Raw genomic sequence first — 11,791 nt, forward strand, 5'->3', positions numbered from 1 at the left:
CTCAGCTGATGGACACGTTCACCACCCACACCGGCATCGGCGTCCCGCTCAAGCGCAGCAACGTCGACACCGACCAGATCATCCCGGCGGCCTACCTCAAGCGCGTGACCCGCACGGGCTTCGAGGACGGGTTGTTCGCGGCCTGGCGCGGCGACCCGGGCTTCGTGCTCAACGACCCGACGTACGCCTCCGGCTCGGTGCTCGTCGCCGGCCCCGACTTCGGCACGGGCAGCTCGCGCGAGCACGCCGTGTGGGCCCTGCAGAACTACGGCTTCAAGGTGGTCATCTCGTCCCGCTTCGCCGACATCTTCCGCGGCAACGCCGGCAAGGCCGGACTGCTCGCCGCCCAGGTCGACGAGAAGGTCGTGCAGCGCCTGTGGGACTGGCTCGAGGACCACCCGGGCGGTGAGGTCACCGTCGACCTCGAGAGCCGCACGGTGCGCGCGGGCGCCGGCAAGGACGCGGTCGAGGACTCCTTCGACATCGACGACTACACCCGCTGGCGGCTGCTCGAGGGCCTCGACGACATCGGCATCACCCTCGGCCACGAGGACGACATCGTCGCGTTCGAGTCGGGCCGACAGTCGTGGAAGCCTGTCACTGCTTGAAAAAACCGCCACAAAGAGGGCCGATGGTGATTGTCCTCACCCTTCCTTGTGCCTAGCGTGCCCAGCAGAGGGTCGAGCACGAGCTCGGCGTCCAGGGTTCATTGGAAGGGAAGCTAGTGAACAAGACAGAGCTCATCGACGCGCTCGCCGCGCGTTACGAGGGGAACCGCAAGCAGGCGGCCCACGCACTGGAGTCGGTGCTCGACACCATCACCCGTGAGGTGGCCAAGGGCGAGAAGGTCGCCATCACGGGCTTCGGCTCGTTCGAGAAGGCGGTGCGCAACGCGCGCTGGGTCCGCAACCCGCAGACCGGCGAGCGGATGAAGTCCAAGAAGAAGGCCGTGCCGAAGTTCTCCGCCGGCAAGGAGCTCAAGGACGTCATCTCGGGTGCGAAGAAGCTGCCCAAGCTCACCGCAGCGACCATGCCCAAGCCGCCCGCCAGCGTGCGCGCTGCGGCAGCCGCGGTGACCGGTGCGGCCACGAAGTCGACCCCGGCCAAGAAGACCACCACGAAGTCGACCGCCTCGAAGTCGGCTCCGGCCAAGAAGACGAGCGCGAAGAAGGCCACCCCGGCCAAGAAGACCGCCACGAAGTCGACCGCCACGAAGAAGTCCAGCGCGACGAAGTCCGCGCCGGCCAAGAAGACGAGCACGAAGAAGGCCGCCCCGGCCAAGAAGACGTCGGCCGCGAGGACGACCGCCGCGAAGACGACCGCCGCCAAGAAGGCGCCGGCGAAGAAGGCCGCGGCCACGACCACAGCGGCCAAGAAGGCGCCGGCGAAGAAGGCTCCGGCCAAGAAGACCGCGAAGAAGTCCTGATCCTCGGCAGTCCGCGGATCGTCGGAGGCGGGTCACCCCTGGTGGGTGGCCCGCCTTCCGCTTGCCCGGGCGGTGTGCTCGCCCAGGCCCAGCACCATGGCGACCCCGAGGTCGACGAGGTCGTCGACGTCGGCGCGGAGGCTGTCCCGCTCGGCACCGACCTCGGCTGCCCCGCCGGAAGCGTGCCGCTCGGCCGACCCGGTCCCGAAGGAGGGAGCGAACGCCGCGCTGGTGGCGGCGTACAGCGTCGTACCGGTGCCGGCACGGTCGCGCACGAAGGTCGCCCGGCCGCGTGAGACCTGCTCGACGACCTCGGCGAGCACCGCGTCCAGCTCGTCGGCGCGCAGGGCCGGCAGGTCGGCGCACAGCGCGACCGGGACGGCTCCGGGCCAGCGTCGCTCGACCTCGGCCGCGCCCTGGACCAGGGTGGCATTGAGGTCCTCGCTGACTCCGTCGGGCACGACCTCGCAGCCCTGCGCCCGCAGCGCGGCAGCCAGGCGGAAGTCGTCGGTCACCACGAGCACGGCCTGCACCCGCGACGCCGCACGGGCGGCCGCGACCGTGTCGAGGGCGAACGCCTCGGCCAGCGACCGTCGCTGCTCGTCGTCGAGGCCGACGAGCCGGGACTTCCCGCGCGTCGGCGGCTTGACGGGGACGACGACCACGCAGGACGGGGGCACGGGATCCTGGTTCATCGCGCCGATCCTCCCACCGCCCACCAGCGTGCCGGTGCGGACCCCGCGCCGGTGGGACCGAGTAGCCTGCTCGCGACGCACGGCGCGTCGCGGGCGCAGCCCGGGAGCTGGACCGAACCCTCGGTCCGGGAGGGGAGACGGGTGCGCGTCCGCAAGCTCGAGCAGAAGCGCGGCTGGGCCATGACGGTCGCGGCGGTGATCCTCAAGCCGACCCTGCTCTCCGCCACGTCTCGCACCTGGATCGACGGCGAGAAGATCCCCGCCACCGGCGGCTGCATCGTCGCGATCAACCACATCTCCCACGTCGACCCGCTGCTCTCCGCGCACTTCCTCTACGACCACGGCCGGCTGCCGCGCTACCTCGCGAAGTCGGGCCTGTTCTCCAACAAGTACCTCGGTGGCTTCCTCACCTCCGCGGGGCAGATCCCGGTCGAGCGGCTGAGCCGCAACGCGGTGGGCGCGTACGACGCGGCGGTGCGCGCCATCCAGCGCGGCGAGTGCATCGTGATCTACCCCGAGGGCACGCTGACCCGCGACCCGGACCTCTGGCCGATGAAGGGCAAGACCGGCGCGGCCCGCATCGCGCTGGCCACCGGCTGCCCGGTGATCCCGGTCGGCCAGTGGGGCGCGCAGGAGGTCCTGCCGCCCTACACCAAGAAGCCGCTGCTGGTGCCGCGCAAGAACATCACCATGAAGGCGGGCGACCCGGTGGACCTCAGCGACCTGGTCGCCGCCCCGCAGGGCGCCGCCACCACGGCGGCGGCCACGGACCGGATCATGGCCGCGATCACCGGACTGGTCGAGGACGTGCGCGGCGAGACCGCGCCCGCCGAGCGGTTCGACCCGCGCCAGCGCGGTCTCCGCGAGACCGGCAACCCGAACGACGATGCCCGCCGGGCGAGGAGGAAGCGCACCCGATGACCAAGATCGCCGTGTTCAGTGCTGGCTCGTGGGGCACCGCGTTCTCGCTGGTGCTCGCCGACGCCGGCAACGACGTGGTGCTGTGGGGACGACGCGACGACGTCGTCGACGCCATCAACACCCGACGCGAGAACACCGACTACCTCCCGGGCATCGAGCTGCCGCCGTCGATCAGCGCGTCGACCGACCCCGAGCAGGTCGCCGCCGACGCGGACGTCGTGGTGCTGACCGTCCCGTCGCAGACCCTGCGCGACAACCTCACCGCCTGGGCGCCGGTGCTGCCGGAGAAGGCGACGATCGTGTCGCTGATGAAGGGCGTGGAGCTCGGCTCCCTGATGCGGATGAGCGAGGTGATCCACGAGGTCACCGACGCCGACCCGCGCCGCATCGCCGTCGTCAGCGGTCCCAACCTCGCGCGCGAGATCGCGCGCCGTGAGCCCGCCGCGTCCGTCGTCGCCTGCCTCGACGAGGACCGCGCCAAGCAGGTCCAGGCCATCACCCACGGCCCGTCGTGGCGGCCGTACACCTCCGTCGACGTGCTCGGCTGCGAGATCGGCGGTGCCTACAAGAACGTCGTCGGCCTCGCGGTCGGCATGGCCGTCGGCCTCGGCTTCGGCGACAACACCACGGCGTCGGTCATCACCCGCGGCCTCGCCGAGACCGCGCGGCTCGCGACCGCTCAGGGCGCGAACCCGCTGACCCTCATGGGCCTGGCCGGTCTGGGCGACCTGGTCGCGACCTGCTCCTCGCCGCTCTCGCGCAACCGCACCTTCGGCGAGCGGCTCGGCCAGGGCATGACGACCGAGGAGATCTACGCCAGCACCCGCCAGGTCGCCGAGGGCGCCAAGTCCTGCACCTCGCTGCTCGCCCTCGCCCGGCGCGAGGGCGTCGACGCCCCGATCGCCGAGGCGGTCGACGCCGTCGTCGCGGGCCGGATGACCGCGCTGGACATGATGAGCTCCTTCATCGCCCGCGACACCAAGCCCGAGCTGCACTGACGCCGACTCGGCGCGAATGTCCCCACGATCAGCGCCGAGTCGGCGCGAATGTCCCCAGGATCAGCGCCGAGTCGGCGCGAATGTCCTCAGCCGCCGGTGCCGGGCGCAGCGACCGGCACGCACGGGCCGACCGCCCCCTTCGCGACCTCGGCGGTGAGCGACGACATCGTGCCCTCGACCGCTCGTACGCCGTCCTCCTCGGTCGACGCGTCGAGCTGCTCCTGCGTCATCGGCTCGAGGGACAGCACCATCACGAACGTCTCCCCGTCCCGGACTGCGCCCGGGGCGAGCGTCACGCGGACCAGGTCGTCACCGATCCTGATCCGCATGCCGACCTCGCGGTCGACCTTCGTGAATCGTCCGGCGGCGCAGGTCCGGAGGTCCGGCAGGTATGTCACGTCAGCCGCGATGCCGTGCTCCGCCAGCGCCCGCTCCAGCCCGGCGGCGTCGTCGGGGCGCCGGATCTCCACCTCGACCTCGCCGGCGTTGCCCTCCTGCACCGAGTACGCCGTGGTCGGGCCCAGCCCCGGGACCACGACGACGCCGGCGACGGTCGCGGCGGCGACTGTCGCGGCTGCGGCCAGCAGCCGGTGCCGCGGTCGTCGTCGGGTCGGTGCGACCACCTCGCGCCTGAGCTCGGCGAGCAGCCGCGACTCGAAGGCGTCCAGCTCGGGTCGGGGCTCGTGCGTCGTGGTCATGCGATCACCTCGAAGGGGCTCGGGAGGGCGTCCCGGAGACGGTTGCGCGCCCGGTGGTAGCGCACGCGGGCTGCGCCGGGGGAGATGCCGAGCGCGTGCGCGGCGTCGGTGAGGGAGAGCCCGTCGACCGCGACGAGCTCGACGACGGCGCGCTGGCCGTCGGGCAGCGCGGCCAGCGAGCGGTAGAGCTCCCGCATCATGCGCTCACCCTCGATGCGGTCGGCCAGACGCTCCAGCGACTGGTCGTCGAGCAGCGCACGACCGGACACCCGCGCGGTGGCGCGTGCCTCGCGTGCCCGGCGACGGACGTGGTCGGCCACCACGTTGCGCGCGACGCCCGCCAGCCAGGCGGCCGGCGTACCGGCGGAGGGCCGGTAGCCCGCGGCCCCGTCGACGACCGCCAGGAAGACGTCGGCGGTCAGGTCCGCCGCGGTGTGCGGGTCGTCGACGCGACGGGCGACGAAGCGTCGTACCCACGCCAGGTGCTCGCGGTAGAAGGCCTCGAAGGCATCGGGGTCGCGGCTCACGGCGGCGAGGTCGGGCGGACGGTCCATGCCCCTACTTCGTCGGGCCGGCGTCAACCGTTACACACCGCTCAGGACATTCGCGCCGACTCGGCGTCGTGAGCCGGGACATTCGCGCCGACTCGGCGTCGTGAGCCGGGACATTCGCGCCGACTCGGCCTCGTGAGCCGGGACGTTCGCGCCGACTCGGCGCCGATCCTGCGCACATTCGCGCCGACTCGGCGAGCTCAGCCGACGCAGCCGTCGAGCGCGGCGCGCAGGTCGTCCCAGAGGTCCTCGACGTCCTCGACGCCGACGGAGAGGCGGACCAGCCCGTCGGGGATCGTGGCCGCCTCGCTCTTCCAGCGGCGTCGGCGCTCGAGGGTCGACTCGACGCCGCCGAGCGACGTGGCGTGCACCCACAGCCGGGTCTTGCGGCACAGCAGGTCGGCGGCCATCTCGCCCTGGGCGAGCACGATGCTGACGATGCCGCCGAAGCCGGGGTAGCGGACCTCGGACAGGGCGGGGTGCTCGCCGAGGCGGCGGACCAGCTCCTGCGCGTTTGCCTGGGCCCGCTCGACGCGCAGGTGGAGGGTGCGCAGACCGCGCAGCGTCAGCCACGCCTCGAACGGGCCCGGGATCGCGCCGACGAGGTCGCGGCGGCCCTTCAGCACGGCGTGGAGCTCGTCGTCGCGGGTGAGGATCGCGCCCATCTGCACGTCGGAGTGCCCGGCGAGGTACTTGGTCGCGGAGTGCACGACGAGGTCCACGTCGTGCTCCAGCGGGCGCTGCAGCAGGGGGGTGGCGAAGGTGTTGTCGACGACGACGTAGGCCCCGGCCTCGTGGGCCGCCGCGGTGATCGTCGCGATGTCGGCGACCTCGAGCGCCGGGTTGGTCGGCGACTCCAGCCACACCAGCGCCGCGTCGGCGCACGCCGCGACCATCGCCTCGGTGTCGGTGACGTCGACCAGCTCGGCGCGCAGGCGACCGCGGGCCTCGAGGTCGGCGAGCTGCATGATCGTGCCGGTGTAGGCGTGGCGCGGGACCACCACCTTGGCGTCCGCGCCGACGAGGTCGAGGACGGTCGCGACCGCGGCCAGCCCGGACGCGAAGGTCAGGCACCGGCCGCCCTCCAGCGCGCCGAGGGCGTCCTCGAGCGCCGTCCACGTCGGGTTGCCGTAGCGGCCGTACTCGACGTCGCCGCCGGCGACGTAGGTGGCGGCCATCGTGATCGGGGTGTTGAACGGCGCGTCCGGGGTCTTGTCAGGACGTCCCGCGGTCACCGCGAGGGTGCTCAGCCGGAGGCCGGGCGTGGGGGACGAGCCGTGCGTCGGGTCTGCAACCATGGGCGCCAGCGTAGGTGGATAGGGTCGTGCCGATGAACGACACCTCCCCTGGCACCACCCCGCGCAAGCCCCGCGTCGCCGTCGTGTTCGGCGGGCGCTCCTCCGAGCACGGCATCTCGTGCGTGACGGCGGGCAGCGTGCTGGCCGCGATCGACCGCGAGGCCTACGACGTGGTGCCGGTCGGCATCGCCACCGACGGCCGCTGGGTGCTCGAGGCCGACGAGCCGTCGCGCCTCGCGATCCGCGGCGCCCACCTGCCGACCGTCGACGCCGACCGGTCGCCGGTCGCGCTGATGTCGGCCACCACCGGCACCGACCTGGTGGTCGCCGAGCCGACCGCGGTGCCGTCGGTCATCGGCGAGGTCGACGTGGTCTTCCCGCTGCTGCACGGTCCGTGGGGTGAGGACGGCACCCTGCAGGGGATGCTCGAGATGGCCGGCGTCCGCTACGTCGGCTCCGGCGTCCTCGCCTCGGCGATCGGGATGGACAAGGCCTACATGAAGGTCGTCCTGCAGGCCGCCGGCCTGCCCGTCACGCCCGGGATCGTCGTCACCCGCACCGAGTGGGAGCAGGACCCGGGCGGCGTCCGTGCGCGGGTCGAGGCGCTCGGCTTCCCGTCCTTCGCCAAGCCGGCCCGCGCCGGGTCGAGCATGGGCATCAGCAAGGTCCACGACGCCTCCGAGGTCGCGGACGCGCTCGAGGAGGCGTTCCGCCACGACCCGAAGGTGCTCGTCGAGCAGTCGATGGAGGGAGCCCGCGAGGTCGAGTGCGGCGTGCTCGGCACCCTCGAGGGACCGCCGGAGACCTCGCGGCCCGGCGAGGTCCGCACTGGCGGCGACCACGAGTTCTACGACTTCGAGGCCAAGTACCTCGCCGACCAGCACACCGAGATCGACATCCCCGCCGACCTGCCGGCCGCGACCGAGCAGGAGCTGCGCGCGATGGCGGTGCGGGCCTTCGAGGCGCTGTCGTGCGAGGGCCTGGCCCGCGTCGACTTCTTCGTGATGCCCGACGGCTCACTGGTGATCAACGAGCTCAACACGATGCCCGGCTTCACGCCGACCTCGATGTACCCGCAGATGTGGGCGGCCTCGGGCCTCGCCTACCCCGAGCTGGTCGACCGGCTCGTCCAGCTCGCGCTGCGCCGCGACACCGGGCTGCGCTGAGCCGGAGCGGCGTCCCGACCGGCGTCAGAGGCAGTCGAGCCCCGCGCCGAGGTGCTCGCGCAGCAGCGGGCCGAGCTCGGTGAGGGCGCGGTCGAGGCCGGCGAGCCGGTGCTCGGCCGGCACCTCGAGCGAGAGGTACGGCGAGCGGGTCAGCGCGACGACGGTCGCGTCGTCCTCGGGGTCGGACTGCTGGTCCGCAGGGATCCACCAGCCCACGCCCTTCACGATGCTGCACTCGGCCGTGGGCTCGTAGTCGTCGGGCTCCGGGACCCCGCAGGTCAGGACGTAGGCCGGGTCGCCCCACGCGGCGCCGAGCGCGTCGGCGGGCTCGACGTCGCGCCGGTCCTCGCCGGCGAGGCTGTCCGGGAGGTCGGCGACCAGCGCCTCGCACGCGTCGCGGTCGGCGGCGGAGAGCTCGTACGCCTCCACCTGCGGCACGCCGGGGGAGCAGGCGGCCAGCAGCAGGCAGACGGCTGCCACCACGCCACAGGACGCGACGACGCCCCGGGCCGTGGTCGGACCGGGGCGTCGGCGGTGGTTCACAGGTGGTGCGGGTGAGCGCGGTGGCTCAGATGTGGACGACCGGGCAGGTCAGGGTGCGGGTGATGCCCTCGAGGTTCTGGACCTTCGACACCACGAGCTTGCCGAGCTCGTCGACGTTCTTCGCCTCGGCGCGCACGATCACGTCGTAGGGACCGGTGACGTCCTCGGCGAGGGTGACGCCGTTGACCTGGGCGATCTCGCGGGCAACTTCGGCAGCCTTGCCGACGTCGGTCTGGATCAGGATGTAGGCCTGGACGACCATCGTGGACTCCTCGGTCTCGTTCAGCGGGTGTGACCGGATCAACCTACCGCGCCGCGCGGGCGGCCCGACAGGGGATGCGCGACAGTGGTCACCGACCCGGTCTGGTGGGATGGGTCCATGGCGACGACACCGGATGCAACGCTCGGCGACGCAGGTGAGTTCGGCCTGATCTCCCAGCTCGTGGAGCTCTTCGCCGGCGACGAGAACGTGCTCGTGGGACCCGGTGACGACGCCGCGGTGCTGCGGATCAGGCACGGCCACGTGGTCGTCTCCACCGACCTCATGGTCGAGGGCCGGCACTTCCGCCGGGACTGGGCCGACGCGGTCGACGTCGGCCACCGCGCGGCCGCGCAGAACCTCTCCGACATCAACGCCATGGGCGGCACCGCGCGCCACCTCACCATCGGTCTCGCCGCCCCGGCCGACCTCCCCGTCGCGTGGGCGCTCGACTTCGCCCGCGGGTTCGCGGCGGAGTGCGCCAGCGTCGGCGCGACGGTCGTCGGGGGAGACGTGACGCGCGCCGACCAGGTGGTCATCGCCGTCACGGTCATCGGCCAGTGCACGCAGGCACCGGTGCTGCGCTCGGGCGCCCGCCCCGGCGACGTGCTCGCGCTCGCCGGGCGCCAGGGCTGGGCGGCCGGCGGCCTGGCGGTCCTCGGGCGCGGCTTCCGCTCGCCGCGGGCGCTGGTCGAGGCCTACCGCCGCCCGGAGCCGCCCTACGCCGCCGGGCGCGAGGCCGCCGAGGCCGGCGCCACCGCGCTCATCGACGTCTCCGACGGCCTGCTCGCCGAGGCCGGCCACCTGGCCGACGCGAGCGGGGTGGCGATCGACGTACGCACCGGCGCGTTCGAGGTGCCCGAGCCGCTCCAGGCCGTCGGCGCCGCGCTCGGCGCCGACCCGATGCAGTTCATCCTGTCCGGCGGCGACGACCACGCGCTGCTCGCGACCTTCCCCGACGCGGGCAGCGTGCCCGCCGGCTGGCAGGTCGTCGGCGAGGTGCGCGAGGGCGAGGGCGTTACGGTCGACGGCGCGCCCCACGACGGTCCGACGGGGTGGACGCACTTCTGAGGTCGCGCCGAGCCGCCTGACGGGGAACGACGAAGCCCCCGCCGCGATCAGCGACGGGGGCGACGTAGGCGGTCTGGATCAGGTCAGCGGGAGACCTTGCCGGCCTTGAGGCAGCCGGTGCAGACGTTGAGGCGCTTGGGCGTGCCGTTCACGGTCGCCCGGACGCGCTGGATGTTGGGGTTGAAGCGACGCTTCGTGATCTTGCGCGACCAGGGACGGTTGTTTCCGAAGCCCGGCTTCTTGGCGCAGATGTCGCAGACGGCAGCCACCGTGCACTCCGATCCGTTCGAGGTTGATGTCTTGGATGCTCCACGGACGGCACGAGGCCGCCCGAAGGCAACCGCGCCAGACTAGCCGAGGTCCGTCGAGGAGATGAAATCGGAAGGGGCGTCCCCGGCGGGCACTACCCTGTGGCGCGCACCACACCGTACGCCGCACGACCCTGCAGACGCACCTGCACCGACCCCGGGAGCACACCGACTCGATGGAGCCAGTCACCCACGGCATCACCCTGGACGCGGTCGCCCGGTTCGTCGACATCGCCACCGACGCGCTGTCGGCGGCACGCGAGGAGATCGACGCGCTCAACGTCTACCCGGTCCCCGACGGCGACACCGGCACCAACATGTTCCTCACCGTCTCGGCGGCGCGCGACGCGCTGCGCGAGGCCCGGTCGGCGGACCCCGACCTCGACCTCGCCGCGGGCATGGCGCTGCTGGCCCGGGCGGCGCTGATGGGGGCGCGCGGCAACTCCGGGGTGATCCTGAGCCAGATGCTGCGGGCCTACGTCGGCCACCTCGCCGCGGCCGGGCTCGACGACCGCCGCGCGCAGACGGTCGCCGAGGCGCTGGTGGCCGCCACCGACGCGAGCTACGCCGCCGTCGGGACGCCGGTCGAGGGCACCATCCTCACCGTGTCGCGCGCCGCGTCCGACGCCGCGCTCGCCACCGCCGCCCGGCCCGGCGCCCGCGCGCGTGACGTCTTCACCGCCGCCGCCGCGGCCGCACGGACCGCGCTGGGCCGTACGCCCGAGCAGCTCCCCGTCCTCGCCCAGGCCGGGGTGGTCGACGCGGGCGGACGCGGGCTGACCGTCGTGCTCGACGCCGTCGAGACCACCGCCACCGGTCGCCGGCCCGCCCCCTACACCGTCCCGATCGGCACCCACGCCATCCCGCGCCCGTTCCACGCCGAGCCGGGCGAGGACCTCACCGCCGAGGGTCCCGCCTACGAGGTGATGTACCTCCTCGACACGACCGCGGCGCCCGACCCGGAGGCCGAGGTCGCCGCGGTGGACGCGCTGCGGGCCACCCTCGGGCCGCTCGGCGACAGCCTCGTGGTCGTGGGCGGCGACGGGCTCTGGAACGTCCACGTGCACGTCGACGACGTCGGCGCCGCCGTCGAGGCCGGCATCGCCGCCGGTCGGCCGCACCGGATCCGGGTGACCCACTTCGCCGAGCAGGTGGCCGCGACCCGCCAGCGGGTCCCGACCCGCGATGGTCGTCGCGTGGTCGCGGTGGCGGCCGGGCCGGGCCTGGCCGAGCTGTTCGGCTCCGCCGGGGCGGTCGTGGTGCCGGGAGGCCCCGGGCAGCGTCCCTCCACCGGCCAGCTGCTGGAGGCGATCGTCGCCTGCGGTGCGAGCGAGGTCGTGGTGCTGCCCAACGACGCCGACACCGTGCGCGCGGCCGAGATCGCCGCGCGCACCGCGGAGGCCGAGCACGACGTCGTCGTCGAGGTGATCCCGACCCAGGCGCAGGTGCAGGGGCTGGCCGCGATCTCCGTGCACGAGCCCGGCCGCGCCTTCGACGCTGACGTGCGCGAGATGACCGCGACCGCCCGCCACGCCCGCCACGGCGCGGTGACGGTCGCGGCGCGCCGCGCGATCACGATGGCCGGCCCGTGCGAGCCCGGCGACGCGCTGGGCGTCATCGCCGGCGACTTCGCGGTCGTCGGGTCCGACCTGCACGACGTCGCCTGCGACGTGCTCGAACGCCTCCTCGCCGGCGGCGGTGAGCTCGTGACGGTCGTCGCGGGGGAGGGCGGCTCGGACCTCGCCGAGCGGCTCGCCGCCCACGTCGAGGAGCGGCACCCGCACGTCGACGTCGCGGTCCACGAGGGCGGGCAGCCCCGCTACCCGCTGCTGGTCAGCGTGGAGTGAGCGGGTAGGC

General features: G+C 73.4%; 14 protein-coding genes. 7 read left to right on the plus strand and 7 right to left on the minus strand.

Going from position 1 to position 11,791, the window contains the following annotated elements; genetic code table 11:
- Positions 1–8 precede the first annotated feature (8 nt).
- Positions 9–608, plus strand: coding sequence for a 3-isopropylmalate dehydratase small subunit (gene leuD, locus KDN32_RS06465; RefSeq protein WP_211731229.1), 600 nt, complete (start codon positions 9–11; stop codon positions 606–608).
- 116 nt (positions 609–724) lie between these two features.
- Positions 725–1,426, plus strand: a complete 702-nt coding sequence (locus tag KDN32_RS06470; protein WP_211731230.1) for an HU family DNA-binding protein — start codon at positions 725–727, stop codon at positions 1,424–1,426.
- 32 nt (positions 1,427–1,458) lie between these two features.
- Here KDN32_RS06470 and cofC read toward each other — a convergent pair whose 3' ends face one another.
- Positions 1,459–2,121: a 2-phospho-L-lactate guanylyltransferase gene (cofC, locus tag KDN32_RS06475; protein WP_211731231.1), complete on the minus strand. Its 663-nt coding sequence runs from the start codon at positions 2,119–2,121 to the stop codon at positions 1,459–1,461.
- Between the two features lie 141 nt (positions 2,122–2,262).
- Here cofC and KDN32_RS06480 point away from each other — a divergent pair, with 141 nt between their 5' ends.
- Positions 2,263–3,042, plus strand: a complete 780-nt coding sequence (locus KDN32_RS06480) for a lysophospholipid acyltransferase family protein (RefSeq protein ID WP_211731232.1) — start codon at positions 2,263–2,265, stop codon at positions 3,040–3,042.
- On the plus strand, positions 3,039–4,040 hold the full coding sequence (locus tag KDN32_RS06485) for an NAD(P)H-dependent glycerol-3-phosphate dehydrogenase (RefSeq protein ID WP_211731233.1): 1,002 nt from the start codon (positions 3,039–3,041) through the stop codon (positions 4,038–4,040). The genes KDN32_RS06480 and KDN32_RS06485 overlap by 4 nt, the downstream gene beginning before the upstream one ends.
- Before the next feature lie 86 nt (positions 4,041–4,126).
- On the opposite strand, the gene KDN32_RS06490 is transcribed toward KDN32_RS06485, so the two are convergent.
- The 3 genes from KDN32_RS06490 to KDN32_RS06500 all read right to left on the minus strand — a co-directional run bounded on the left by KDN32_RS06490 (position 4,127) and on the right by KDN32_RS06500 (position 6,587).
- On the minus strand, positions 4,127–4,738 hold the full coding sequence (locus tag KDN32_RS06490; protein ID WP_211731234.1) for a hypothetical protein: 612 nt from the start codon (positions 4,736–4,738) through the stop codon (positions 4,127–4,129).
- Positions 4,735–5,292 carry an RNA polymerase sigma factor gene (locus KDN32_RS06495; protein ID WP_211731235.1) on the minus strand — a complete coding sequence of 186 codons (558 nt, stop codon included), beginning with the start codon at positions 5,290–5,292 and terminating at the stop codon, positions 4,735–4,737. The genes KDN32_RS06490 and KDN32_RS06495 overlap by 4 nt, the downstream gene beginning before the upstream one ends.
- 197 nt (positions 5,293–5,489) lie before the next feature.
- A complete protein-coding gene (locus KDN32_RS06500; RefSeq protein ID WP_211731236.1) occupies positions 5,490–6,587 on the minus strand; it encodes a trans-sulfuration enzyme family protein in 1,098 nt (365 codons plus the stop codon).
- Between the two features lie 32 nt (positions 6,588–6,619).
- On the opposite strand from KDN32_RS06500, the gene KDN32_RS06505 reads away from it, so the two are divergent.
- On the plus strand, positions 6,620–7,753 hold the full coding sequence (locus KDN32_RS06505; RefSeq protein WP_211731237.1) for a D-alanine--D-alanine ligase family protein: 1,134 nt from the start codon (positions 6,620–6,622) through the stop codon (positions 7,751–7,753).
- 24 nt (positions 7,754–7,777) lie between these two features.
- Here KDN32_RS06505 and KDN32_RS06510 read toward each other — a convergent pair whose 3' ends face one another.
- Complete coding sequence (locus tag KDN32_RS06510) at positions 7,778–8,296, minus strand: DUF3515 domain-containing protein (RefSeq protein WP_307853778.1); 519 nt, start codon at positions 8,294–8,296, stop codon at positions 7,778–7,780.
- 25 nt (positions 8,297–8,321) lie between these two features.
- Complete coding sequence (locus KDN32_RS06515; protein ID WP_211731239.1) at positions 8,322–8,558, minus strand: Lrp/AsnC family transcriptional regulator; 237 nt, start codon at positions 8,556–8,558, stop codon at positions 8,322–8,324.
- A gap of 117 nt (positions 8,559–8,675) precedes the next feature.
- On the opposite strand from KDN32_RS06515, the gene KDN32_RS06520 reads away from it, so the two are divergent.
- Positions 8,676–9,626 carry a thiamine-phosphate kinase gene (locus tag KDN32_RS06520; RefSeq protein ID WP_211731240.1) on the plus strand — a complete coding sequence of 317 codons (951 nt, stop codon included), beginning with the start codon at positions 8,676–8,678 and terminating at the stop codon, positions 9,624–9,626.
- An 83-nt stretch (positions 9,627–9,709) separates the two neighbouring features.
- On the opposite strand, the gene rpmB is transcribed toward KDN32_RS06520, so the two are convergent.
- Positions 9,710–9,895, minus strand: coding sequence for a 50S ribosomal protein L28 (gene rpmB / locus KDN32_RS06525; RefSeq protein WP_056602600.1), 186 nt, complete (start codon positions 9,893–9,895; stop codon positions 9,710–9,712).
- A 215-nt stretch (positions 9,896–10,110) separates the two neighbouring features.
- On the opposite strand from rpmB, the gene KDN32_RS06530 reads away from it, so the two are divergent.
- Entirely contained in the window at positions 10,111–11,781 is a 1,671-nt protein-coding gene (locus tag KDN32_RS06530; protein WP_211731241.1) for a DAK2 domain-containing protein, read from the plus strand.
- Positions 11,782–11,791 lie beyond the last annotated feature (10 nt).

Origin of the sequence: Nocardioides palaemonis, assembly GCF_018275325.1 — a bacterium.
GTDB classification, from domain to species: domain Bacteria; phylum Actinomycetota; class Actinomycetes; order Propionibacteriales; family Nocardioidaceae; genus Nocardioides; species Nocardioides palaemonis.